This is a genomic window from Streptomyces physcomitrii (assembly GCF_012273655.1).
In the GTDB taxonomy this organism is placed as follows: domain Bacteria; phylum Actinomycetota; class Actinomycetes; order Streptomycetales; family Streptomycetaceae; genus Streptomyces; species Streptomyces physcomitrii.
Genome location: NZ_JAAWWP010000002.1, coordinates 345300 through 368605, shown reverse-complemented (window position 1 = coordinate 368605; position 23306 = coordinate 345300). Strand labels below are relative to the sequence as shown.

At 74.2% G+C, this 23306-nt stretch carries 21 protein-coding genes; 6 read left to right on the top strand and 15 right to left on the bottom strand.

Annotated elements, in window-relative coordinates; genetic code table 11:
* Window positions 1-12 precede the first annotated feature (12 nt).
* The 13 genes from HFV08_RS04790 to HFV08_RS04730 all read right to left on the bottom strand — a co-directional run bounded on the left by HFV08_RS04790 (window position 13) and on the right by HFV08_RS04730 (window position 15024).
* Window positions 13-828, bottom strand: coding sequence for an SDR family NAD(P)-dependent oxidoreductase (locus HFV08_RS04790; protein WP_168536186.1), 816 nt, complete (start codon window positions 826-828; stop codon window positions 13-15).
* Window positions 825-1844: a ketoacyl-ACP synthase III family protein gene (locus HFV08_RS04785; RefSeq protein WP_168536184.1), complete on the bottom strand. Its 1020-nt coding sequence runs from the start codon at window positions 1842-1844 to the stop codon at window positions 825-827. Before HFV08_RS04785 ends, HFV08_RS04790 begins: the two co-directional genes overlap by 4 nt.
* Window positions 1834-2886, bottom strand: a complete 1053-nt coding sequence (locus HFV08_RS04780; RefSeq protein WP_168536182.1) for an AfsA-related hotdog domain-containing protein — start codon at window positions 2884-2886, stop codon at window positions 1834-1836. The genes HFV08_RS04785 and HFV08_RS04780 overlap by 11 nt, the downstream gene beginning before the upstream one ends.
* 61 nt (window positions 2887-2947) lie before the next feature.
* The gene (locus HFV08_RS04775) at window positions 2948-3649 is read right to left on the bottom strand and encodes a hypothetical protein (RefSeq protein WP_168536180.1); all 702 of its coding nucleotides are present in this window, start codon (window positions 3647-3649) and stop codon (window positions 2948-2950) included.
* Entirely contained in the window at window positions 3633-5246 is a 1614-nt protein-coding gene (locus HFV08_RS04770; RefSeq protein ID WP_168536178.1) for an FAD-dependent monooxygenase, read from the bottom strand. The genes HFV08_RS04775 and HFV08_RS04770 overlap by 17 nt, the downstream gene beginning before the upstream one ends.
* Window positions 5243-6229 (bottom strand): ketoacyl-ACP synthase III, encoded by a 987-nt coding sequence (locus tag HFV08_RS04765; RefSeq protein WP_246341502.1) that lies wholly within the window; start codon window positions 6227-6229, stop codon window positions 5243-5245. Before HFV08_RS04765 ends, HFV08_RS04770 begins: the two co-directional genes overlap by 4 nt.
* 78 nt (window positions 6230-6307) lie before the next feature.
* Window positions 6308-8050 (bottom strand): CoA-transferase, encoded by a 1743-nt coding sequence (locus HFV08_RS04760; protein ID WP_168536176.1) that lies wholly within the window; start codon window positions 8048-8050, stop codon window positions 6308-6310.
* On the bottom strand, window positions 8047-9312 hold the full coding sequence (locus HFV08_RS32285) for a beta-ketoacyl-[acyl-carrier-protein] synthase family protein (protein WP_312885382.1): 1266 nt from the start codon (window positions 9310-9312) through the stop codon (window positions 8047-8049). The genes HFV08_RS04760 and HFV08_RS32285 overlap by 4 nt, the downstream gene beginning before the upstream one ends.
* Window positions 9313-9584: 272 nt before the next feature.
* A complete protein-coding gene (locus HFV08_RS04750; protein WP_168536174.1) occupies window positions 9585-10043 on the bottom strand; it encodes a nuclear transport factor 2 family protein in 459 nt (152 codons plus the stop codon).
* Between the two features lie 97 nt (window positions 10044-10140).
* Window positions 10141-11370: an acyl-CoA dehydrogenase family protein gene (locus HFV08_RS04745; protein WP_168536172.1), complete on the bottom strand. Its 1230-nt coding sequence runs from the start codon at window positions 11368-11370 to the stop codon at window positions 10141-10143.
* Between the two features lie 115 nt (window positions 11371-11485).
* A complete protein-coding gene (locus tag HFV08_RS04740) occupies window positions 11486-12547 on the bottom strand; it encodes a phosphotransferase family protein (protein ID WP_168536170.1) in 1062 nt (353 codons plus the stop codon).
* Window positions 12547-13302 (bottom strand): SDR family oxidoreductase, encoded by a 756-nt coding sequence (locus tag HFV08_RS04735; RefSeq protein ID WP_168536168.1) that lies wholly within the window; start codon window positions 13300-13302, stop codon window positions 12547-12549. Before HFV08_RS04735 ends, HFV08_RS04740 begins: the two co-directional genes overlap by 1 nt.
* A gap of 123 nt (window positions 13303-13425) precedes the next feature.
* Window positions 13426-15024, bottom strand: coding sequence for an MFS transporter (locus HFV08_RS04730; RefSeq protein WP_168536166.1), 1599 nt, complete (start codon window positions 15022-15024; stop codon window positions 13426-13428).
* 349 nt (window positions 15025-15373) lie between these two features.
* On the opposite strand from HFV08_RS04730, the gene HFV08_RS04725 reads away from it, so the two are divergent.
* From HFV08_RS04725 to HFV08_RS04705, 5 genes are all read left to right on the top strand, one after another.
* Window positions 15374-16315: a zinc-binding dehydrogenase gene (locus tag HFV08_RS04725; RefSeq protein ID WP_168536164.1), complete on the top strand. Its 942-nt coding sequence runs from the start codon at window positions 15374-15376 to the stop codon at window positions 16313-16315.
* 190 nt (window positions 16316-16505) lie between these two features.
* On the top strand, window positions 16506-17432 hold the full coding sequence (locus HFV08_RS04720; RefSeq protein WP_168536162.1) for a LysR family transcriptional regulator: 927 nt from the start codon (window positions 16506-16508) through the stop codon (window positions 17430-17432).
* A gap of 124 nt (window positions 17433-17556) precedes the next feature.
* Window positions 17557-17739 (top strand): 4-oxalocrotonate tautomerase DmpI, encoded by a 183-nt coding sequence (gene dmpI, locus HFV08_RS04715; protein WP_040252848.1) that lies wholly within the window; start codon window positions 17557-17559, stop codon window positions 17737-17739.
* A 469-nt stretch (window positions 17740-18208) separates the two neighbouring features.
* Window positions 18209-18925, top strand: a complete 717-nt coding sequence (locus tag HFV08_RS04710; protein WP_168536160.1) for a response regulator transcription factor — start codon at window positions 18209-18211, stop codon at window positions 18923-18925.
* Window positions 18922-19899, top strand: coding sequence for a quinone oxidoreductase family protein (locus HFV08_RS04705; RefSeq protein ID WP_168536158.1), 978 nt, complete (start codon window positions 18922-18924; stop codon window positions 19897-19899). The genes HFV08_RS04710 and HFV08_RS04705 overlap by 4 nt, the downstream gene beginning before the upstream one ends.
* 311 nt (window positions 19900-20210) lie before the next feature.
* On the opposite strand, the gene HFV08_RS04700 is transcribed toward HFV08_RS04705, so the two are convergent.
* A complete protein-coding gene (locus tag HFV08_RS04700; protein ID WP_168536156.1) occupies window positions 20211-21281 on the bottom strand; it encodes a C40 family peptidase in 1071 nt (356 codons plus the stop codon).
* 416 nt (window positions 21282-21697) lie between these two features.
* Here HFV08_RS04700 and HFV08_RS04695 point away from each other — a divergent pair, with 416 nt between their 5' ends.
* Window positions 21698-22051 (top strand): hypothetical protein, encoded by a 354-nt coding sequence (locus tag HFV08_RS04695; RefSeq protein WP_040252854.1) that lies wholly within the window; start codon window positions 21698-21700, stop codon window positions 22049-22051.
* Between the two features lie 103 nt (window positions 22052-22154).
* Here HFV08_RS04695 and HFV08_RS04690 read toward each other — a convergent pair whose 3' ends face one another.
* Window positions 22155-23300, bottom strand: a complete 1146-nt coding sequence (locus tag HFV08_RS04690; RefSeq protein WP_168536154.1) for a C40 family peptidase — start codon at window positions 23298-23300, stop codon at window positions 22155-22157.
* Window positions 23301-23306: the final 6 nt, after the last annotated feature.

Genomic DNA, 23306 nt, shown 5'->3' with positions numbered 1-23306 from the left:
GGGGCGCGGTGGTCAGATGGCGAGGTAGCCGCCGTCGACCGGCAGGACCGCGCCGGTGACGTAGGAGCTGGCGGCGGAGGCGAGGAAGAGCAGGGCGCCGTCGAGTTCGCCCGCCGAGCCCGAGCGGCCCATCGGGGTGCGCCGGTTGACCCAGGTGCTGCCGGACTCGTCGTCCAGCATCCCGGTGGTCATCTCGGAGTGGAACCAGCCGGGGCAGATCGCGTTGACCCGCACCCCGCGCCGGGCCCACTGGGCGGCCAGCTCCCGGGTGAGGTTGACCAGTCCGCCCTTGCTCGCGGCGTAGGCGGCCTGCGGGAGGCTGCCGCTGGCCACCATCCCGTACACCGAGGCGATGTTGACGACGCTGCCGGAGCCCTGGGCGAGCATCCGCGCGCCCGCGAGCTGGGTCAGCGCGAAGACCGAGGAGAGGTTGAGGTCGACCAGCGAGGCGAAGTCCGCCGGGTCCTCCTCGGTGGCGGGTACCACCCGGGCGGCGCCCGCGTTGTTCACCAGCACGTCCAGGCGCCCGAAGTGCTCGACGGCGGTGTCCACCAGGCGGGCCCGGTCGGCGGCGGAGGTCACGTCGCAGGGCACCGCCAGGGCGCCGGGGCAGTCGGCGGCGACCTCGGCGAGGCGCTCCGCGCGGCGGGCGGCGAGGACCACCCGGGCGCCCGCCGCCGCGGCCACCGAGGCGAAGCGGGCGCCGAGGCCGCCGGAGGCCCCGGTGACCAGGACCACCGAGCCGCTCAGGTCGAAGAGCGCGGCGGGCGTGGGCACCGCCTCCGGGACGGGTGCCCCGGTGGCGGTGAGGGTCGGTGCGGTGCTCATGCTGCGGCCTCCACGACAGTGGCGGACCAGGTGAACCCGGCGCCCGCCCCGATGAGTACGAACAGGTCCCCGCGCCCGGCGCCGGGCAGCAGTTCCGCCAGGTTGGCGAGGGCGTCCCCGGCGCCCAAGTGCCCGCTGGTGCGCCCGAGTTCCGGCACCGGCGCGGGGCAGACGTCGCGGACGGCGGGCGCGTAGACCTCGTCGAGGACGTGCGAGGCGAGGCGCGGCAGCGCGACGGCCGCGATCCGCGGGTCCCCGGGGGCGATCCCGGCCTCGCCGAGGGCCTGGTCGATCAGGCGGGAGACCACCGTCCGGCAGGTCTTGCCGAAGTCGGCGCTCGGCCGCTCGGCCCGGAACTGCCGCTTGGCGACCCGCGGCCGGAGCCGTTCGGTGCCGCTGCGGGGCACCGCGCCGAAGGGCTCCGCCCCCCGGTGCATGCCCTCCAGCTCGGGGGCGGCGGCCGTCACCGAGGAGAGCAGCCGGGCGGCGGGGCCGTGCGGCTCGCGGGTGACCAGGACGGAGGTGGCGCCGTCGCCGTAGGCCACGCCGAGGTCGCCCCAGCGGTCGAAGCCGGGCGGCCCGAAGCGGTCCGCGGTGGTCACCAGGGCGCACCCGGCGGCCGGGTCGGTGAGCAGCTCGCGGACCGCGACGTCCACGGCGGCGGTCGCGCCGTTGCACATCTGCTGGATGCCGAGCGGCACGGCCCGGTCGGCGCCGAGCTGGTCGGCGACGTAGTGCGCGGGCGACCAGAAGTCGTGGCCCTGGTAGTGGGTCCAGGCGTGCAGCACCCGCTCGACCTCGCCGGGCGGCACCGCGGCGGTTTCGAGCGTCCGGGAGGCGCAGGCGACGGCGAGTTCGACGGGGGCGAGGACGCTCAGCGGCAGCGAGCGGTAGCCGAAGCGGGCCGCGGTCTCCGCGGTGACCAGGCCGGCGGCCACCGCCTCGGCGGCGCTCTCGCTCCCCTCGCCGAGCAGCACCGCGGGCGCGCTCAGGTAGAGCGGCGGGTCACAGCGCACGGGGCACCTCGCCGGAGTGCGCCTTGCCCGACTGCCGCTCGGTGGCGGCGAACCGCAGCTCCATCCGGGCCACCGCCGCGTCCTCCTGGCGGAACTCCACGGTCAGTTCGTACGCGCCCTCCCGCGGGTCGGCGCCCGGGGCGAGCTGCGCGTGCACGGTGATCGGGGAGTCGAGTTCGGCGAAGCGCCGGTAGCCCGCGGTCAGCGAGACCAGCTGGGTCTTCGCGGGGGTGCGGCCGAACTCCTCGGTGAGCAGCAGCAGTCCGGCCTGGCGGGCGGCCTCCATCATCACCGGGCCCGGCAGGTGGTCCTGCGGGTGGTCGAACATGCCGGTGTGGCTGACCGGGATCCGCAGCAGCGCCGTCAGCGCGCCCTCGCCGGGCTCGACGCGGGTGAGGACGACATTGTCCGCGTCCCGGCGCCCGGCCAGATGGGCCGGGAGGTCGCTCGGCGTCTCCTGGTGGCCCAGCCGGTCGGACATCGGGGGCGTGGTGCTGCGGTCCTTCAGGCGGATCTTCTCGTAGACCGCCGGGGGCCGCAGGGCCGTGTCGACGGTGACGGTGCCGACCTTGGCCCCGCAGAGCTGGACCTCGACGGCGTGCACCACCCGGGACAGCACGCCCTCGTGGTGCTTGGCCAGGTCGACCCGGCCGCGCAGCTCCAGGTCGTAGCCGCGCTCGTCCCCGGCGCGCAGCAGCAGCGCCGCCGGGTCGGTGATCTCCAGGCGGCACTCGGCGGTGATCGCCTTGGTGCCGGTGGGGGCGTCGTGGTGCAGGTGGGTGGCGCACAGCAGCGCCTGGCGCACGCACTCGAAGACGGCGAGCGGGTCGTGGGCGCGGGGGTGGCCGAGGTGGTCGCCGTAGTAGGCGTGGGCCCGGGGCAGCCGGGCGGCGGCGAGGAAGGGGCCGTCCTTCTCCAGGGACTGGAAGTCGGTGAGGAACACCTCCTCCAGGCCGAAGCGGTGGACCAGGCGGCGGCTGACGGTGCGGTCGAAGGACAGCTCGGGCCGCAGCACGGCCTCGGGGTGCTCGTGGACGCTCAACTCGGGTACTCCAGACGTCAGTCGGATGCGGAAGGGGGCCGGGCGAGAGGGAGCCGGGTGCTCAGTCGGCGGCCGGGCAGCTGTCGGCGAGGGCGCGTTCGACCTCGCTCACCCCGGCGTCGTAGGAGAGCACCCGCCAGCCCGCCGACCTGGCGGCGGCCCGCCGGTGCTCCAGGGCGTCGAAGAGCAGGCAGTCGACGGGCCCGTGGCCGCCGGTCTGCTCGGCCCGGGACAGCGGTACGCCGTCGGTCCTGCCCTCGGGCCAGGCGACCACCGCGTCGAAGAGGGCGGGCGTGATCAGGCGCAGCCACCCCGGTTCCTGGGCGGCCGGGGTGGAGGTGAACAGGCCGAGGTAGACGCCCTGGCGGCGCAGTTCGGTGAGGCAGTCGATCCAGTGGCGCTGCGGGCGGCACAGCTCCATCCAGCTCTCCCGGAAGCCCGAGAGTTCGCACACCACCCCGTAGGCGCTCTCCAGCTCCTCCTCGACGGCACGGGCCCACTCCTCGTCGGCCCCGCCCGGCAGTCCGCCGTCCGCGGCGGGGGCGAGCCCGCGCCGCCGGGTCACCTCCCGCATCGCCTCGCGCAAGGCGTGGTGCGGGACGTGCACCCGGAGCGCGAACTGCCGCAGCAGGTCCCGGGCGGGCGGGATGAGGACGCCCTCGTAGCCGGTCCACAGGGCCGAACGGAAGGCGGTGCCGCCCCCCGCGCAGACCGGGCCGCGGTCCTCGCGGACGGGCGGGGCGGGCTCAGCTGTGGACCGCATGGCGTTCCTCCTCGGCGGTGGTGGCGCCCAGTTCCGCCAGGGCGGCGGAGAGCGCGGCGGGGCGGGTGGCCTCGGCCCGGGCGAGCAGATGCCCGTCGGGGCGGACCAGGAGGGCGGTGGGCGCGGAGCCGAGCAGCGCGGCCAGGGCGCGGTGCGCCCGGTCCCGGCCGTCGAGTTCGAGGATCCGCAGCCCGGCGGGCAGCTCGGCGAGGAGCGCGGCGCGTACGCCGGTCCAGGTCCGCCCGGCCGCGCCGCCGGGGGAGAGCACCAGCAGGGGCAGCGCCGGGTCGCCGGGTCCGTCGCCGCCGCCCGCGAGGTGCGCCAGGTGCGGCAGCCGGGCGCCCGGGCGGACCTCGGGGTAGCGCCAGGCGCGTACCGGCCAGCTCGCGGAGGTCTCCCCGTAGAACAGGTCGGTCTGGCTGAACAGCGGGGCCAGGGCGCGCTGGAGGATGCCGGTGCGGGCGGCGGCGCGGACCAGGAGGTCGCGCAGGGCGACCTTGGCGGGCTGCCGCAGCAGGCCCCAGCGGGTCTGCCGGTCGGTGGTGCCGCTGACCCGCTCCACGGCCTCCCGGCGCTCGCGGTCGTAGCTGTCGAGGACCTTCGCGCCGAGGCTTCCGCGCTGGACGGCGGCCAGCTTCCAGCCGAGGTTGACGGCGTCCTGGATCCCGGTGTTGAGGCCCTGGCCGCCCGCCGGGCTGAGCACATGGGCGGCGTCGCCGACCAGGAAGGCGCGGCCGGAGCGGAAGGCGGCCGCGGTGGCGCAGCGGACCTGGAAGGTGGCGCTCCACTTGGGGTCGCCGACCCGGCCGAGGGGACCGGCCCGCTCGTCCAGGGCCCGCTGGAACAGCTCCTTGTCCGGCTGCTGCCCGTCCCGCACGCTGACCGCGAAGCGGAACACGCCCCCGCCGAGCGGCCCGACGCCCATCGCGCCGCGCGGCGAGTAGAAGTAGTGCAGCCGCCGCTCGTCGACCGGGCCCTCGACGGGGGCGTCCGCGATGGCGAAGACGGCCTGCGGCGAGGTGACGTCGAAGGCGATGCCGAGCTGCTTGCGTACGGTGCTGTGCGCGCCGTCGGCGCCCACCAGCCAGGGCGCGCGGGCCGTCTCGACCTGTCCGTCGGCGTGCCGCAGGACCGCGGTCGCGGCCTTGGGCCCGGAGCGCACCTCCAGGACCTCGGTGCCCCATTCGATGCTGCCGCCCAGCGCGCTGAAGCGGGCGAGCAGGATCCGCTCGGTCTCCCACTGCGGCAGCATCAGGATGTGGTTGAAGGGCGAGTCGCGCAGCGCGGTGACGTCCACCGCGCCGATCTGCTTCCCGCTGGAGCAGAACCGGACCCCGTCCAGCGGGTGCCCGGCCGCGGCCATCTCCCGGGCCACCCCGGTGCCTTCGAGCAGTTCCAGGGTGCGCGGCCAGACGATGATGGCCTTGGAGGCGTCGGTGGTGCTGCGGTGCTTGTCGACCACGCGCACGGGTACCGCGCGGCGCAGCAGTTCGCAGGCGACGACCAGGCCGACCGGGCCCGCGCCGACGATCAGGACCGGCGGCTCGCCCGCGCCGTGCTCTTCGGGTGCCGCGGCTGCGGCGGTGTCGGTGCTCATACGCGGAACAGCAGCCCTCCGTAGTACCAGCCGGAGCCCACCGCGGTGGAGAGCACCAGGTCGCCCGGCTTGACGAGGTTGGCCTCGGAGAACTCCGAGAGCGCGATGGGGATGGAGGCGCAGCCGGTGTTGCCGCGCTCCGCGAAGTTGGTGAGGAACTTCTCCGGCGGCAGGGTGAGCCCGCTCTTGACCCCGGCGTGGATGGCGTTGTTGCCGGGATGCGGGATCAGCCAGTCCAGGTCCGGTACGCCGATGCCGCCGCTGTCCAGGAGCGAGCCGGCCACCTTCAGGCTGGAGCCGATGGCCAGCTCGATCAGCTCGGGCCGCGGGCGCAGCCAGCCGTCCCGGGCGGCGACCGTGTCGGCCTGGGAGGCGTCGCAGGCGAGGGTGGACCGCAGCAGCCCCTCCCGGTCGGCCTCGCCGCGCTCCAGGACGACGGCTCCGGCGGCGTCGCCGAAGATCAGCTGGCCGCGGGTGCCGGGGCGGGCCCGCCGGGTGAAGCGGTCGGCGGCGACCACCACCGCGCGCTTCCAGGTGGGCTGCGCGGCCAGCATGGCGGCGGCGACCTGCACGCCGTGCACGAAGCCGGTGCAGGCCCCGCAGACGTCGAAGGAGAGCGCGCGGTCGGCGCCGAGCCGGGCGGTGACCTCCGGGCCGATCTCCGGGATCCACTGCCGGTCGGTCCAGTTGGCGAGGATCACCAGGTCCAGTTCGCCGGGCTCGCGTCCGGCCCGGGCGAGGGCGTTGCGCGCGGCCTGCTCGGCCATGTACGCGACGCTCTCCTCCTCGTCGGCCCGGTGCAGGCTCTTCACCCCCAGCTCCTCGACGGCCTGGGGGGAGTAGGTGCGGCCCCCGATGCTGACCTCGCCCTCGTTGCGGACCAGCTCGCGGGGGTAGTAGTGGCCGAGGCCGCTGAAGTGCAGCCCCGATCCGGTCCAGTTCATACCCTTGGTGGCCTCGGCCACGGTGGACGGTGCGGACATGCGGGTGGATCTCCTTCGATGGGTACGGGAAGGGGGCGGGCCCCGGGTGCGGGGCCCGCGGCGGCTCGGCGGCCCTGTTCAGCGGTAGCGGCCCTCGGGGTCGAGGGAGCGCAGCAGCTCCAGCTCCTCGGCGGTGACCGGCTTCTCCTCCACCACCCCGGCGACCGGCACCGTCCAGGCGGTGCGGGCGGCCACCTCGGCCGCGGCGGCACGCTCGCGGTGGGCGGCCTCGTCGGCGGCGGGCTGGTCCCCGTCCGGCCCGGTGAGGAAGCTCGCCAGCCGGAAGCCGGCGCCGGGCCCGGCGGGCAGGAACCGCCCGAACTGGCTGACCACTTCGAGGACCCGGTCGCCCCGGCTGGTGCGGTAGGCGACCCGGGGGACATAGCGGCGCGGCGAGGCCGGGGCGATGACGACGCAGTCGGCGGTGGCGGCGATGTCGTTGGCGCCGCCGGAGCCGGTCAGCCAGCGGCCGTCGGGGCTCCGGCTGGTGTTCAGGGTGCCGCTCTCGTCGACCTCCGCGGCGGCGAGCACCCCGAGGGCGCGCGGGTTGGCCGCGACCATGCCGCCGAGGATCTCCGGGATGCCGCTGAGCGCCTCGGCGCTTGCCGCGTGCCGCAGGCTGAACAGGAAGACGTCGCCGTGCTCGGGGACGAATCCGTACTGCCCGAGTTCGGCCATCACCTTGACCTGGTGGCCGCTGGCCCGCAACTGCTCGGCGGCCAGCCAGGCGGCCAGGTGCGAGGAGCCGATCCCGGCGAGCAGGGTGTCGTAGCCGCCGCCGCGCACCCGGTCGGCGACCGCGCGGGCGCCGAGCACGATGAGCCGCTCCTGCTCGGTGGCGGGCAGTTCGGCCGGGTCGGGGGCGGCGGGCCGGGGCACGGGCGGCGGGGGCGTGCGGCGCCAGGAGGGCTCGGCGGCCTCCAGCTCCCGGCGGCGCCCGGTGCCGAGCAGGTCCAGATAGCCCTGGTGCGAACCGGTGCCGGCGACCCAGCGCGCGTACCAGTCGCGGCCGCGGCTCTCGGCCCGGCAGTCGTCGACGATCTCCTCCAGGAAGGCGTAGTCGTCGAGGTACCCGGCGACTCCGGCCAGGCCCGCGGTGCGCAGCGACTGCGGGTGCGCGCCGAGCGGGGCCTCGCACAGGCCGAGGACGCGCTGCCCGGGGATCACCACCCGGTCGGCCATGGCGCGCAGTTCCTCGCTGGAGACCAGACGCTCCACCGAGGCGATCACCCCGCGCCGCGCGGCGTACGCGGCCCAGGGCCCCTCGCCGAGTGGCGGGACCATGGCGATGTTGCCCTCCGGGTCGGCGCAGACGCCGTGCACCAGGGTCAGGTCCGGGCGCAGCGCGCTGACCAGGGTCAGCTCCTCGCCGGGGCGCGCCGGATCGGGCACCCGCAGCAGGTCCGCGCCCTTGCCCTCGGCGAGGTCGGTGCCGGACAGCGAGGCGGTGACCGCGTACGGGGCCCCGGTGGCGCCCGCGAACAGGCGCTGGGTGTAGCTCAGCAGCGACCAGGGCTCGAAGGTGAAGGGCTCGCCCTCGGCCACGTGCTGGTAGAGCTTGTTGGGCCGGGGCGAGGGATAGGTGTCGCCGAGGAAGCCCGCGATGACCTTGTCGACCGCGCCCGCGAGGGTCAGGGCGTGTGCGCTGGAGTGGTAGCCGGTGGTGCTCACGGTGAAGTGGCCGCCGGTGCCGAAGACCCGGGCCAGCGCGTAGCCGAGGGCGTTGGGGCGGGCCGGGGTGGCGGCGAGGTGCAGATGGTCGCCGGGGCGGACCAGGGCGCGGACCAGTTCCTCCGGGCCGGAGTGGATCTCGGGGCTCATCGGGCGGCTCCCAGGGCGAGGACGGCGGTCTGGCTGCCGAAGGCGAAGGAGAGCGAGACGGCGAGGTCGAGCGGGGCCGGGCGCAGCCCCTCGACGACGTGGTCGTGGTCGCACTCCGGGTCCGGGTCGGTGAAGTTGATGGTCGGCGCGATGGCCTGGTGGTGGATCATCAGGCTGGTGGCGGCGGCGTTGATGATCCCGGCGATGCCGAAGGTGTGCCCGTAGATCGGCTTGTTGGAGCTGAGCGGCGGCAGCTCGCCGTCGTCCCGCGAGGGGTAGAGCGCGCGCAGCGCCCGGGTCTCGGCGATGTCGTTGTAGTACGTGGCGGTGCCGTGGCCGCAGTAGTAGTCGACCTCTTCGGGGTGGCGGCCCGCGTCCTCCAGGAGTTCGTGGACGAGGGCGCCGGTGACCTTGCCGGTGAGGTCCATGGTGGTGGCGTGCGCGGCCTCGTTGAGGGACTTGGCGGAGAGCACCTCGGCGTAGACGCGGGCGCCGCGGGCGCGGGCGGTGGACTCGCGCTCCAGGCAGAGCACCACGGAGCCCTCGCCGAGGGCGAAGCCCTCCCGGTCGCGGTTGTAGGGGCGCACCGCGCGCCGGGGGTCCTCCTGCTCGGTGGACATCACCCCGCTGCCGGTGGCGTGGTAGCACTTGGCGACCTCGGGCACGATCGGGAACTCGTGGCCGCCGACCAGGACGGCGTCCGCGGCGCCGGAGCGGATCTCGTTGAGCGCGAGGCCGATGGCCTGGTGGCCGCCGACGCAGGCGTTGCTGACGGTGGTGACGAGCCCCTGGGTGCCGGTGTAGATCGCGGCCAGCGAGGCGGCGCAGCCGGGCAGCCCGCGGAACATCGCGCCCTTGTCGGCGAAGCCGTCCTCGCGCGCCCCGGAGAGCACCTGCTGCCACCAGGCGAAGGGCCCCCGCGAGGAGGACATGATCAGCGAGACCCGGCGCGGGTCCAGGTCCCCGGTCGCGAGGCCGGCGTCCCGGCGGGCCTGCTCGACCGCGGACATCGCGATGAGGATCTCGCGGGTGTACTTGGCCGCGTGCGACTCGCGCAGCTCGGGCAGGTAGGGGCGGTGGTCGAAGTCGTTCAGCTCGGCCGCCGCGTGCACCGGCAGTCCGTGCGCGGCGCCCTCGAAGCGGGTGAGCGGCCCGACCTGCGAGTGGCCGCCGGAGATGTTGTGCCAGAAGTCCCCGACGGTGGTGGTGTTCGGCAGCATGGTGCCGATTCCGGTCACGACGACGCCGTCATACGGTTTCACGAGTTCCCCGGACACATATTCCCCCTCGATGTATCGGCCGATCCGTCTCCGGCCACATCCACTTCCGTAAGGCTATTTCCGGGCAATGCCGCTCGGGCAGTACGGCCAGTACCCAGTACCCCTTACTTTTGGTACTCCGGGAATACGGGCGGACAGGGTCCGGCGACTGAGTGTCGTCATCGCGGGGGCTCCGGTCAGGAAAAGACAAAAACCGGCCCCCGCCCGCGAGTTCGGAATTCCTCGGGGCGGGGGCCGGTGCGGTGCGAGGCGGCTCAGGCGGCGCGCCTGCCGTCCGGGCCGATCGGGGACCACCACAGCGCGGAGGTCGAGGGGCCGTCGCCCAGGATCACGCCGCGGCCCTCCATGATGCGGCCGTTCTCCCAGCGCAGCAGGTGCATCGCGGTCACGTCGAGCAGGTGGTACGGCGAGGTGCTGTCCTCGGGGGCGCCCGCGCGCAGCGCCCAGTTGGTGTTCACGTCGACCGAGTAGCCGTCCTCCGGGTTCACCGTGATGGTGAGGTTCTCGGCCTTGTAGCTGCCGCCGGAGAGTTCCCCGACGGTGCCCAGGAATCCGAGGAATGCGTCGAGCCCCTCGTGCCAGCCGGACTGTACGTGATTGCCGGGGATTTCGAAGCGTACGTTCTCGTCCCAGAACTCCAGCATGCGGTCGCGGTCACCCGAGCCGAGCGCCTCGAATGCCGAACGTACTCTTTCGACGGTGAGATCGGACATGGTTTCTCCCTCAGTGCTTTCTTGTTACGGGGCTGTGATTTCCGCGGGGGCGGTCGCGGTTTCGTATTCCGCCCCGCGGGGATGTCGCCGCGGAAGTTCAGGCGGTGCGGGCGGCGTCGCGGTAGGGGCGCAGTTCGCGCCGGGCCAGGGAGCGGCGGTGCACCTCGTCGGGGCCGTCGGCCAGGCGCAACGACCGGGCGTGCGCCCAGAGTTCGGCCAGCGGGAAGTCCTGCGAGACACCGCCCGCGCCGTGCGCCTGGATGGCCTTGCCGAGCACCCACTCGGCGAGCGCGGGGGTGGCGATCTTGATGGACTGGATCTCGGTGTGGGCGCCCTTGTTGCCGACGGTGTCCATCAGCCAGGCCGTCTTCAGGACCAGCAGCCTGGCCTGCTCGATCCGCACCCGGGCCTCGGCGATCCACTCCTGGACGACGCCCTGCTCGGCGAGCGCGCTGCCGAAGGCCACCCGGGAGACCACCCGGCGGCACATCAGCTCGACTCCCCGCTCGGCCATGCCGATCAGCCGCATCGCGTGGTGGATGCGGCCGGGCCCGAGCCGCGCCTGCGCCATCGCGAAGCCGCCGCCCTCCTCGCCGAGCAGCGCCTCGGCGGGCAGCCGTACGTCCCGGAAGACGATCTCGGCGTGCCCGCCGTGCGGACCGTGGTCGTAGCCGAACAGCGTCATCCCGCGCCGGACTTCGACGCCCGGGGTGTCCTTGGGCACCAGGATCATGCTCTGCTGCCGGTGGCGTTCGGCGCCCGGGTCGGTCTTGCCCATCACCACGAGCAGCTCGCAGTGCGGGCTCAGGGCGCCGCTGGACCACCACTTGCGGCCGTTGACCACATAGCCGTCGCCGTCCCGCTCGATCCGGGTGGCGATGTTGGTGGCGTCCGAGGAGGCGACCTCCGGCTCGGTCATGCAGAAGGCCGAGCGCACGGCGCCGTCGAGCAGCGGCTCCAGCCACTGCTTGCGCTGGACGTCGGTGCCGAACATCTCCAGGAGTTCCATGTTGCCGGTGTCGGGGGCCGAGCAGTTCAGCGCCTCCGGGGCCAGGAAGGGGCTGCGGCCGGTGATCTCCGCGAGCGGCGCGTACTGCAGGTTGCTGAGTCCGGCCCCGGCCGGGGAGTGCGGCAGGAAGAGGTTCCACAGTCCCTGCCGCCGGGCCTCGGCCTTCAGCTCGTCCACGACGGCCGGCCGCGCCCAGCGGTCGCCGCCCGCCGCGAGCTGCTCGGCGAGGACGGACTCGGCGGGGAGGACATGCGCGTCCAGGAAGGCGAGCAGCCGGTCCTGCAGCTGCCGGGTTCGGTCGTCGAGTGCGAAATCCATGGCGGGTTGCCGTCCTTGCCGCCACCGAACGGCCCGTGCGGACACGGCGGTTCGGCGGCTCGTACGAGTGAGATACGAGGGGGAGAAGGAGAGGAGGAGAGGCGCGCGCGGGGCCTCAGTGCGCGCCGTCGAAGGTGGCGTGGCCGCGGCGGATCAGCTCGGGCACGGCGGCGGCGATGCCCTCGAAACCCTCGCCGACGGTGAGGCCCTTGGCGTACCGGTAGTGGATGCCCTCCAGGATCACGGCGATCTTGAAGAAGCCGAAGGCGATGTACCAGCGCAGCGCGTCCAGCGGCAGACCGGTGCGGGCGGCGTAGCGGGCGACGAGTTCCGCGCGGTCCGGCCAGCCGGGGCAGGCGCCCGGGGCGGGCGGCACGGCCTCGCCGAGTCCGCTGAGGCCGTCCCAGTACACGCAGAACATGCCCAGATCGGCCAGCGGGTCGCCGACGGTCGCCATCTCCCAGTCCAGTACGGCCGCGACCCGGTCCGTGCCGCGGGCGGCGAACATGACGTTGTCCAGGCGGTAGTCGCCGTGCACCAGGGCGGGCGGCGGTGCCGTCGGCAGCCCGGCCTCCAGGCGCTCGGCCAGCTGTGTCACCCCGGGCAGCCGCCGGGTGCGGGAGGCGGCGAGCTGCCTGCGCCACCGGGCGACCTGGCGGGCCATGAAGCCCTCCGGGCGCCCGAAGCCGGCGAGCCCGACGCTGCCCGGGTCGACGGTGTGCAGGGTCGCCAGGGTGTCCGCGAGGGAGAGGCCGAGTGCGCGGCCCTCGGCGGGGTCGAGCGCCGACAGCTCGGTGGCGCTGCGGTGGACCACGCCGTCCACCTCGTCCATGACGTAGAACTGCGCGCCGAGGACGGCGAGATCGGAGCAGAAGGCCCGCATCCGGGGCACCGGCACCGCGGACCCGGCGAGCGCGCTCATCACGCGGTACTCGCGGCTCATGTCGTGCGCGGTGGACAGCACATGGCCGAGCGGCGGGCGCCGCAGCACCATCGGCCGCTCGCCGCCGGTGAGCCGGTAGGTGAGGTTGGACCGGCCGCCCGCGATCAGGCTCAGCCGGGGGCCCTCGGGGAAGGCGCCGGGCAGCTCGCGGGCCAGCCAGGCGGTGAGCGCCGCGGTGTCGACGCCGCGCGGCGCGGCCGTCTGCGGGGCGGGGTGCTCGGCGAAGAGGCTCATCAGATGCCCCCGCCCCGGAGGATGATGCCGCCGTCCACGGCCAGGGTCTGCCCGGTCACCCAGGCGGCGTCCCCGGAGGCCAGGAAGGCGACCGCGGCGGCGACGTCCTCGGGGGTGCCGAGCCGCCCGAGCGCGTACTCCTTCGCGAGCTGCTCCTCCTGCTCCTCGTAGAGCTTGGCGGCGAAGCGGGTGCGGATCACCGCGGGGGCCACCGAGTTGATGCGCATCCCCGGGCCCTCCTCGCGGGCGAGCTGGGCGGTCAGATGGATCAGCGCGGCCTTGCTGGCGCCGTAGACGCCGATGCCGTGGGCGGTGCGCAGCCCGGCGAGGGCGGTGACGTTGACGACCGCGCGCCCCTCGCGGGACGGGTCGCTCTCGCGCACCCGGCGGATCAGGTCGAGCGCCGCGTGCACATTGACGTCGAAGACCTTGCGGACGGCGTCCGCCTCCATGGCGAGCACCGGCCCGTAGGCGGGGTTCACCGCGGTGTTGTTGACCAGGACGTCGATGCCGCCGAAGGCCTCGACGGTCCGGGCGACCGCCTCGGCCCGGTGCGCCTCGTCGTCCGCGTGCCCGGCGACGGCGAGGGCGTGCCGGGGGCCGCCGAGCTCCGCGACCACCTCGGCGAGCGGTTCGGGGCGGCGGGCGGTGAGGCACACCCGGGCGCCCTCCGCGACGAGACGGGCGGCACAGGCCTTGCCGATCCCGCGGCTCGCACCGGTGACCAGTGCGACCTTTCCGTCGAATCTGCGCATGGGGCTTTCCTGTTCGGCGATCGGACCGGGCGAGGCACGGTCGGGTGGAGCGGAAGAAGGTGAGGAGGAGAGGGGGCGGCCGGGGCCGGGCCCGGCGTCCGCGCGCCGGGCCCGGCCGCCGGATCAGACCGCGCTGGGCTGGGACTCGCGGGCGGCCGCCTCGGCCGCTGCCTCCGCGGTCGGCTCGGCTCCCTCCTCGGCGGCGCTCTTCTTCTGCGAGCGGGCGCCGACGAAGGCCACCAGGACGGTCGCCACGGCGCAGAAGGCCGCGAGGAACCACAGGACCTGGTGGAGCGCCCCGGTGTAGCCCGCCTTGGCCACCTCGGTGAAGGCGGCGCGGGAGGCCGCCGAGACGGTGCCGGCCGGGCCCTCCAGCTGGCCCTGGTTGAGCTTGTCGGCGAGGCCGGCCGGGTCGTTCGCGTACTTGCCGTCGAAGCCGCCGAGCTTGCCGTCCAGTTCGGAGCGGGTGGCGCTCACCAGGAGCGAGCCGACCACCGCGATGGCGATGGCCTCACCGGCGAGTCGCATGGTGTTGAACATGCCCGCCGCCATACCGGCCCGCGCGGAGTCCACGGAGGAGACCGCGGCGCCGTCCATCACACCGAAGGAGATGCCGACCCCGGTGCCGATGATCAGGAAGGGGCCGAGCACCGTCCAGTTGCCCGCGCCGGGTTCGAGGACCACGAGCCAGCCGCAGCCGATCGCGGTCAGCGCCACCGCGAGCGAGACCATGTGCCGCAGCGGCACCCAGCGCAGCAGGTAGCCGGTGACCAGCGGGAAGACCAGCGTCGGGACGGTCAGCATCAGCAGGTCGACACCGGCGTGGAAGGTCGACTCGGCGTTGACGGCGGTCAGGTAGCTCGGCAGGTAGACCAGGAGCGGGGTGAAGCCGAAGACCAGCGAGACCACGGCGACGCACAGCGAGACGAACTGCGGCTGCCGGAACAGGCTGAGGTCGAACATCGGCCGCTCCTGGCGCAGTTCGACCCTCACGAAGGCGACCAGGAGGGCGGCGGCGAGCACGTACGAGACCAGGTTGACCGGGTCGGCCCAGCCGGTCTGCGGGCCCTGGAGCAGCGCCAGGATCAGGAATGCGAGCGAGCCGGTGAAGGTGACGGTGCCCAGCCAGTCGACCCGGACCGCGTCGGGGTCGCTGGACTCGGCCAGGAACAGGGACAGGGCGACCACCACGGCGCCGACGATCGCCGGTACCAGGAAGATCGCGCGCCAGCCGAAGGAGGTCTGCAGGGCACCGGCCGCGAAGGGGCCGAAGGCGAGACCGGCGCCGACCGCCGTACCGAAGACACCGAACGCCCGGGCGCGGGCGGCCCCTTCGAAGGTGTGGGCGAGGATCGCGCTGCCCGCGGTGATGACCGCGGCGGCGCCGACTCCGGCGAGCGCCCGGCAGATGTCGAGCATGACGATGCCGTTGGAGACGGCCGACACCAGCGAGCAGACGGCGAACACCGCCGAGCCGAGGGCGAAGAGGCGGCGGCGGCCGAAGCGGTCCGCGAAGGAGCCCGCCGCCAGCATGAAGCTGGCGAAGGTGAGGTCGTAGCCGTTGACGATCCACTGCCCGGCCGCCAGGCCGTTGTGGAAGTCCTCGGAGGCTCCCGGCATGGCCACCGAGGCGCCGGTGAGCGACATCGGCAGCAGGATCGTGGCGATCGACACGGTGAGCAGGGTCAGGGCTGGACGTGCGGTGGAGGTCTTCTCGGTCATGAATTTCCTCATGAAGTTCGACGAGGACGGGCAGGACGGCGCGACAGGTGTCCGCGCGCAGCGCTTCGCCGGGACACCCCTGAGGGGAGTTCCCGCGGCGGTGCGGGGTGCGGTACGGGGAGATGCCGAGGGATCGGCACGGCGCCGGGCGCGACAACCGGGCGCAATTACCGGCCTGTACAGGTCGGCGATTCTTTTACGAGCTTAGGCAGCGGGGCGCCGTTGCGGATGGGATCACCAGTACCGAATTGCGGCGGCGAAACAGTACCGGCGGTACCTGTACGCGAGGCCTTTCCGCGCGCGAGATTGGGCCGTAAAAAGCTCAGCGAAGTTCAGAAAGGACCCCGAGATGCGCGCCCTCGAACCGACGGGACTCGACGAGGCCATGGTCGCCTTTGCCGAGGTGCCGGAGCCGGAACCGCAGGCCGACGAGGTGGTGGTCGAGGTGGACGCCTTCTCCGTCAACCGCGGGGAGACCTTCCTGCTCGCCGGCCCCCGGCCCGGCTGGCGCCCCGGCAAGGACGTGGCCGGCCGGGTGGTCCGCGCCGCCGCCGACGGCTCGGGCCCCGCCGAGGGCAGCCGGGTGGTCGCGCACCCGCCGGCCGCGGGCTGGGCCGAGCGGGTCGCCGTCGCCGCGCGCAGCACCGCCGTGCTGCCCGAGTCCGTGGACGCGGCCACCGCCGCCGTGCTTCCGCTTGCCGGCATCACCGCCGTACGGCTGCTGCGCCAGTCCGGTGCCGCGGCCGGGGACCGGGTGCTGATCACCGGCGCCTCCGGCGGGGTGGGCCACTACGTCACCGAACTGGCCGCCGCGGCGGGCATCGAGATCACCGCGGTCACCGCGACCCCCGAGCGCGGAGAACGCCTGGCCGCGCTGGGTGCGGCCCAGGTCGTGCAGTCCGTGGCCGAGGCCAAGGGGCCCTTCCGGGTGGTCCTCGAATCGGTGGGCCACGAGGTGCTGCCGGCCACGCTGCCGCTGCTCACCTCCGGCGGCCGGCTGATCTGGTTCGGCCAGGCCAGCAGGCAGCCCTCGGCCCTCAACTTCTTCCACTTCTTCCGCAAGCCGGACCAGGACCCCTTCGCGGTGACCCTCGAACACTTCGACTACACCCGCGGCGAGCGCAGCTACGGCGAGGAACTGGCCGAGCTGGTCGACCTGGTGGCCACCGGCCGGCTGCACCCGGAGATCGGGCTGCGCGGCGACTGGACCGGGGCCGCCGAGGCGATCGCCGCCCTGCGCGCCCGTACCGTACGCGGCAATGTCGTCCTGACCACCGGCGAAGGGGCCTGAGCGCGGCGGGAGTTGCCGCCGGGCGGGTCCGGGGCGGGGGTCCGGGGCGGGGCGGCGGGCCGCGGGCCCGCCCACAGGTCCGCGGCCGGGCCGCCGCCCCGGTGCCGCGGCCTTTACCTTCGCCGCAGGTGGTCCGCCGGTCTTTCTATGCTGGCCTGGTTCCGTTGTCTGGACCGGGGGAGTCGGCATCGTGGAACTGCGTCAGCTGCGCTATTTCGTCACCGTCTCGGAGGAGCGGCACTTCGGCCGCGCCGCCGAGCGGCTGCACATCGGGCAGCCCGCCGTCAGCCAGCAAGTGCGCCGCCTGGAGCGGGAACTGGGGGTCGAGCTCTTCGACCGCTCGCCCCGGCATGTGCGTCTCACGCCCGCTGGTGAAACGTTCCTACCTGCGGCGCGGGCGGTTCTCGACGCCGAGTTGCGGGCCGCCGCCGCGGTCGCCGAGTTCGCCGGGGCGCACACCGGCATCCTGCGCCTGGGTACCAGTACCGGGCTCGGGGCGCGGCTCGACCGCATCCTCGACGTACTCGCCCAGCGCGCCCCGCATGTCAGCGTCGAACTCAACTCCGCCCCGGCCAGGGACCGTCTGGACCGGGTCGCCAAGGGCCAGCTGGACGCCAGCTTCGTGCGCGGCTCCGGCAGCGGCGGCGCCCTGTGCTGGCATCCCGTATGGCAGGAGCCGCTGGCCGTCGCGGTGCCCGCGGGCCATCCGCTGGCCGCGGCGGGCCATGTCTCGCTCGCCGACCTGGCCGCGCTGCCGCTGCGGCTCACCTCGCGGCGCAGCAACCCGGCGCTGGTCGACACCGTCCTCACGGCGTGCCGGGACGCGGGCTTCGACCCGGTGCCGGGGCCCTCCTCCGCGCGCACCCTGGAGGACACCCTCGCCGCGATCGGCACCGGCGCCCCGACCTGGACGGTCGTCTACGCCGAGCACGCGCGGCAGTTGCGCAGCACCTCCCGGATCGCCTTTCTGCCGCTGGCCGGGGCGGGCCTCGCGATCCCCACCTCGCTGGTGGTCCGCCGCAGCGCGCCGACTCCGCTGCTGCCGCTGCTCCTCGACGCCTGTACGGAGCGGTCGCGGCCGCTGCGTACAGGCGTCGCGCGCGATCACGAATCGTGATGACTGCCGGTGCCGGTTGCGTCTTGGTCGGTGGCCGAATCCCGGGTGGACTTGGAGTCATGCGGGGGCTCCGGAGAACCGGGCCGCGCATATGTCTTCTGTAAATCCTGAGGAGTATTCACCCATGCCTATCGTCACTGTTCAGCAGGGCCCGCGGGACACCGAGCTCAAGCGCGAGCTGGTGGAGCGCATCACGGACGCCTTCGTCGACGCCTACAAGATTCCGGCCGACACCGTGCAGGTCTGGATCCACGAGGTCCCCGCCGACAGCTGGGGCGTCTCGGGCAAGCTCATCGCCGACTCCTGAGCCGGTGACCGGCCGTGCGGGGCGCTGCGACACGCTCCGCACCGGCCGGTCGGCGCCCCGCGGAGGCTCCGCGGGGCCGTGCTGCGGGAGTGCCGGATCCAAGCCTTGGCAAAAGGATCCGTGGTGGATCCAAGGGCTGGCAAAGCATTCCCAAAGAATGAGGGGTGAGTTAAGTCACGCGTGCCGGAATGGCCTCCTCGGCCGCCCCGAATGGTCGAAATAGCGGGGGTTGGCGAGGCCGGACGGCAACTGGAACAAGTTAATCCGGGCATTCTTCTTCGCTTGACGTGGCGGAGCGCCGCGCCATAGTTTCCAGCCTCAAACATCAATCCCGCTTATGGCGGGAAAATGATGCACCGATAGTGGCCCCGCAGAGGTGAGAGTTACTCGCGGGAAGTTGTCTCTTTAACGGGTTCGCGAACCCGTGAGGTGTGCCAAGTTAACGGGGGAAACACACGTGGCACCTGTCATGACAAGAGAGCGAAGCAGACGCATAGTCGTCGTCGACCCTTTTCCACTGTCCCGCAGAGCGCTGGTCGGCCTGCTGCGCGACCGCGACGGGGGACAGGTCGTCGGCGAGGCGGGATCCCGGGAGGAGGCGCTGGAGGAGTGCGCCCTGCGGCTGCCGGACGTGGTCATCACCGACATCGACCTCCTCGGCCCGGCGGACGGCATCCGGCTGTGCGAGCAGGTGAAGCGGCTGGCCGTACCGCCGCTCGTGCTCGTCTACTCGGGCACCGCGGCGCCGGGCGCCCTGGCCGAGTGCCTCACCCACGGCGCGGACAGCTTCGTGCACCGCACCGCGCCGGTCGAGCGCCTGATCAGCGCCATCGACCTCCTCTTCGAGGGGAAACCGCTCTGGTACTTCGGTGAGCTGACGCCGGGCACCCACACCGCCACCCTGCCCTGCGAGACCGTCAACGGCCTGCTCACCCCGCGCGAACAGCAGATCCTCGGCCTGCTGCTGCGCCGCCACTCCAACGAGGAGATCGCCGAGGACCTCCATCTGGCCCGCCAGACGGTGAAGAACTACGTCAGCAACATCCTGCAGAAGCTGGGCGTCTCCAGCCGCCGCGAACTGCTGACCGGCAAGATCCCGACCCAGCCCGCCGCCAGGGCACCGCTGCCCGGCCGGGCCCGGGACCTGGTGGCGACACGTAGCGAAAGAGGGGGCAACCGGCCATGAGAAGCGTCCGGTTCACCGAATACGGCGGGCCCGAGGTGCTCGCCCTGGACGACGCCGCCGCCGAGCCGGTCCCCGGCGAGGACGAGCTGCTCGTCGAGGTCACCCACGCCGGCGTCACCTTCGCCGATGTGATGTTCCGGCGCGGGCAGATCCCGGTCGGCCTGCCCTTCGCGCCCGGCCTGGAGGCGGTGGGCACCGTCCGCGCCACCGGCTCCGCGGTCACCGGCGTCCGCGCGGGCCAGCGCGTCGCCGCGCTCTGCCTCGGCGGCGGCGCCCTGTCCGAACGCGTCGTCGCCAAGGCCGGTCTGACCGTCCCCCTGGAGGGCGCGCTCGCCGGGCTCGGCTCCGCGGCGGCCGCGGGCATGATCACCAACGGTGTCACCGCCTGGGGCCTGGTGCACGCCGCCGCCCGGATCGGCGCCGGGGACACCGTCCTCGTGCTCGCCGCGGCGGGCGGAGTCGGCACCGCCGTCGCGCAGTTGGCGAAGGCGGCCGGAGCCCGCCTGGTCATCGGGGCGGTCGGCACCCCGGAGAAGGCGGCCCGCCTCACCGACCCCGCCTACGACGCCGTGACCACCTACGCCGCGCTCGCCGCGGAGGTCGAACGGCACACCGGGGAGCGGGGCGTGGACCACGCCTTCGACTCGGTCGGCGGCGAGCCGCGCACCGCGGTGGACAAGCTGCTCGCGCCCTTCGGACGGCACGTCATCTACGGCGACGCCGCCCAGCAGGACACCCAATACCCGGGCAACCACGTCTGGTTCACCAACTCCGCCCTGGTCGGCTACAACCTCGGCGACGTGGCCGGCCGCGACCCCGCCCTGCTGCGGGGCCACCTGGAGTCCGCCCTGCGCGCCCTCGCCGAGGGGCGGCTGCGCGGCGAACCGGCCACCGTCGCCCCCGAGGAGATCGCCAAGGTGCACACGGAGCTGGAGTCCCGCGCCAGCACCGGCAAGTACGTCGTCGCCTGGTGACCCCTGCCGCGCACCGGCGGCCTGCTCCCGCGGCCGGTGCGCGGCAGGCCCGCGCATCCGCGCCGGAGCGAGCCCGAAGTCCCGCCGTACTGGCGGGACTTCGGGCTCCTGCCGTATGTGGGAGGGGTACGGGCCCGGTCTGCCGGACGTCCCCGGCGGGCGCCCCTGTCGGACATCCTCGCTGGGTGAGCCTTCGGCCGTCGAGCGGGCCTTCGGCGGCTGTCGGGGGGACTTGCCGTACGGACCTCCCCGTACGGATCCTGCGCGACCCGCGCCGCCTCCTGGCCTCTTGAGCAGCCCGCGCCCCCCTCCTAAGCCACCCGCGCCGCCCCCGCGAACGGCATCTGGCTGATCGGGGCGATCCGTACCGGGGCGCCGGGCCGGGGCGCGTGGATCATCTTGCCGCCGCCCACGTAGATGCCGACGTGGCTGATGCCCGAGTAGAAGAACACCAGGTCCCCGGGCCGCAGTTGGCCCCGCCCGATGCGGGTGCCCGCGTTGATCTGGCTGTACGTGGTCCGCGGCAGCGCGACCCCGGCCGCGCGGTAGGCCGCCTGGATCAGGCCCGAGCAGTCGAAGGAGTTCGGCCCGGTGGCGCCCCAGACGTAGGGCTTGCCGAGGGCGCGATAGGCGTAGGCGACCGCGGCGCCGGCCCGGGATCCGGGGGCCGCCGGGGGCGGTGCGGGTGCCGCGGCCGGGGTGGCGGTGCGCGCCCGCCCGCGGGAGGCGCGGCCGTCCTGGCGGGTGGCCGCGGCACGTTCCTCGGCGGTCAGCCGGTCCAGCAACTGCCGTGCCCGGCCCAGCTTCTCCTGCACCGCGCGCTTGCTGCGCGCCAGCTCGCTCTGCTGGGTGCCGAGGCGGTCCGCCACCCGGCCGGCCTCGCCGCGCAGCCGGGCCAGCTTGCGCAGCTGCCCGCGCGCCTCGCCGACCGCGGCCGCCTGGCGGTGGGAGGCCCGCTCCGCGACGGCCGTGCCGCGCAGGTACTCCTCCGGGTCGGCGGACATCACCAGCTGGAGTGCCGGGTCGAGGGTGCCCTCGCGGTACTGCGCGGTGGCGAGCGAGGCGAGCCCGGCGCGGGTGGAGTCGAGGCGCTCCGTGGTGCGCGCCGCCTCCTCGCGCAGCCCGCGCAGCGAGGCCCGCGCCGCGTCCGCCTTCTCCTTGGCGCCGTTGTACTTCTCCGTCGCCACCTCGGCCTGCCGGTACAGCCGGTCCACCTGGGCGCGGACCTCGCCGGGGCGCGCCTCGGGCGCCGCCTGGCTCGTACCGCCGAGGGCGGTGGCGGCCGTCGCCCCGGTCACGGCGAGGGCTGCCGCCGTGCGGCCGGGGCTGCCGCCGAGGAGACGGCGGCCGGGTTTTCGGTGCTTCCTGCGCTGCGCGGCCACGAGGGCTCCACGTCCTTCCCTGACGTACGGCGGTACCTGCGCCCGGGGCCCGGCCGCCGCCCGCACGGGGGAGCGGGCCGCGGCCGGAGCCCGGGCGGGGCGCCCGGCGGCCGTCCTCGCGGACGGCGGTGAGCGGCCGGGCACCTGGAGAGGGACGCTAGGCCGCGGACCCCCGCGAGAACCTTGATGTCCCCAACTGCCCGCAGTTGACAGCCCGCTGACCGCTTACGACCGTCTCGGCGGCCCGGCGCGCCCGTTGCCGCGCCGAGCTGACCGAAGCGGGGGAGCCGCTCCCGGCGGCGGGCGGCGGATGCTAGGGGGTCTCCGGAGAGCCCCGCCGCGCCCCCGGAACCGGACTCCCGGCCTCCCGAGACCCGCCGCCGGTGCCGCCCGGGGCCCCCGTTACGCTCCCGGCCATGGACGTACTCATCCACCTCTTCGTCGGCCTGCACATCATCGGCATCGCCAGCCTGCTGGGCGGCTTCCTGACCCAGATGAAGGCCCTGGGCGAGGGCACGGCACGGTTCAGCCCGGCGATGCTGCACGGCGCCCTGACGATGCTGGTGACCGGGGTGATCCTGGTCGGGCTCAACCAGGCCGACGACAACACCGTCAACAACGTCAAGATCGGCGTGAAGCTCGCGCTGCTCGTGGTGATCCTCGGCCTGGTCTACGTCAAGCGGGACGAGGAGCGCGCGGACAAGGCGCAGTTCGGGCTCGTCGGCGGGCTGACGGCGGCGAACGTCTTCATCGCGGTGCTGTGGACCTGAGCGCCTGAGTACCTGAGGCGGGGTGCCGCGGGGCGGGCGTCACGGTGCCGAGCGCCCCGGGCCCGGCCCGGCGAAGGCCCCGCCCGACCCGAGGGTGTGCCGCTCAGCCCGGCCGTACCACGCTGTGGATCGGCATGTAGGAGATCGACTCCTCGCGCACACTGGCCCCCGGCTTCGGGGCGTGGACCATCATGCCGTCGCCGAGGTAGAGCCCGACGTGGCTGATGTCGTCGTAGAAGAAGACGAGATCGCCGGGGCGGGCCTCGGAGACCGGGATGGTGGTGCCCGTCTTCACCTGGTCCCAGGTGGTGCGCGGCAGGGTGATCCCGGCCGCCTTCCAGGCCGCGAGGGTCAGGCCCGAGCAGTCGAAGGAGTCCGGCCCGCTGGCGCCCCAGACGTAGGGCTTGCCGATCTGCTGCCGGGCGAAGGCGAGCGCCTGCTCGCCCTGCGCGGCGGAGGCGCCGCCCGGGGTGTCGGGGGTCTCCTCGCCGCCGCCGGTCCCGCCCTCGCCGGTGCCGCCCTCATCGTCCTCCCGCTCCCGGCGCTCGCGCTCCTCGGCCTGCTTGCGGGCGAGGGCGGCGGCCTTGCGGCGGGCCTCCTCTTCCTTCTTCTTCTCGATCGCGGCGAGCCGCGCCTTCTCCTCGGCGGTCAGCTGCGAGAGCAGGGCGCGTGCGCTGCCGAGCTTCGCCTGCACGTCCTGCTTGGCGCTCTTCAGGCTCCGCCGGCTGCCGGTCAGCTTCGCCAGGCTCCTGGTCGCCTCGGCCCGCTTGCGCGCGGTGGACAGCTGCTGCGACTGGTAGTCGTCGACGGCCTTCTTCTGCCGCCCGGTCAGCCGGTGCATCAGCTGCGTCTGGTCGAAGTACTGGGCCGGGTCGTCCGCGAGCAGCAGCGTGGCGGTGCCCGAGACGCCGCCGGTGCGGTACTGGGCGGCGGCGAAGGAACCGAGTTCGGCGCGGGCCTCGTTCAGCTTCTCGGTGCGCCGGGCCACGTCGTCGAGGAGGCCGTCGACCTTGCGGCGCTGGGCGTCCGAGCGCTCCTTGGCCGCGTTGTACTTCTGGGTGGCCACGCCCGCCTCGTGGTAGAGGCCGTCGACCTTCTTGCGCACCTCTTCCAGGCTCGGCCCCGGCTTCTCGGGCGCGGCGGTGGCGCTCCCCGAGAGCAGGGCGACCGAGGTGAGCGCGGCGGTGGTCAGGCCGACGGCGGGGCCGGGCACCACACGGGGGCTGCGCGGCTTGCGGTGCGACGCCAAGGCGGC

Excerpts from the sequence above, each read along its gene's own strand:
- HFV08_RS04765 (WP_246341502.1), bottom strand. The coding sequence starts at position 6,229 with ATGTCCGCACCGTCCACCGTGGCCGAGGCCACCAAGGGTATGAACTGG.
- HFV08_RS04735 (WP_168536168.1), bottom strand. The coding sequence starts at position 13,302 with ATGCGCAGATTCGACGGAAAGGTCGCACTGGTCACCGGTGCGAGCCGC.
- HFV08_RS04740 (WP_168536170.1), bottom strand. The coding sequence starts at position 12,547 with ATGAGCCTCTTCGCCGAGCACCCCGCCCCGCAGACGGCCGCGCCGCGC.
- HFV08_RS04750 (WP_168536174.1), bottom strand. The coding sequence starts at position 10,043 with ATGTCCGATCTCACCGTCGAAAGAGTACGTTCGGCATTCGAGGCGCTC.
- HFV08_RS04695 (WP_040252854.1), top strand. The coding sequence starts at position 21,698 with ATGGACGTACTCATCCACCTCTTCGTCGGCCTGCACATCATCGGCATC.
- HFV08_RS04725 (WP_168536164.1), top strand. The coding sequence starts at position 15,374 with ATGCGCGCCCTCGAACCGACGGGACTCGACGAGGCCATGGTCGCCTTT.
- HFV08_RS04775 (WP_168536180.1), bottom strand. The coding sequence starts at position 3,649 with ATGCGGTCCACAGCTGAGCCCGCCCCGCCCGTCCGCGAGGACCGCGGC.
- HFV08_RS04760 (WP_168536176.1), bottom strand. The coding sequence starts at position 8,050 with ATGAGCCCCGAGATCCACTCCGGCCCGGAGGAACTGGTCCGCGCCCTG.
- HFV08_RS04745 (WP_168536172.1), bottom strand. The coding sequence starts at position 11,370 with ATGGATTTCGCACTCGACGACCGAACCCGGCAGCTGCAGGACCGGCTG.
- HFV08_RS04730 (WP_168536166.1), bottom strand. The coding sequence starts at position 15,024 with ATGACCGAGAAGACCTCCACCGCACGTCCAGCCCTGACCCTGCTCACC.
- HFV08_RS04710 (WP_168536160.1), top strand. The coding sequence starts at position 18,209 with ATGACAAGAGAGCGAAGCAGACGCATAGTCGTCGTCGACCCTTTTCCA.
- HFV08_RS04770 (WP_168536178.1), bottom strand. The coding sequence starts at position 5,246 with ATGAGCACCGACACCGCCGCAGCCGCGGCACCCGAAGAGCACGGCGCG.
- HFV08_RS04705 (WP_168536158.1), top strand. The coding sequence starts at position 18,922 with ATGAGAAGCGTCCGGTTCACCGAATACGGCGGGCCCGAGGTGCTCGCC.
- HFV08_RS04790 (WP_168536186.1), bottom strand. The coding sequence starts at position 828 with ATGAGCACCGCACCGACCCTCACCGCCACCGGGGCACCCGTCCCGGAG.
- dmpI (WP_040252848.1), top strand. The coding sequence starts at position 17,557 with ATGCCTATCGTCACTGTTCAGCAGGGCCCGCGGGACACCGAGCTCAAG.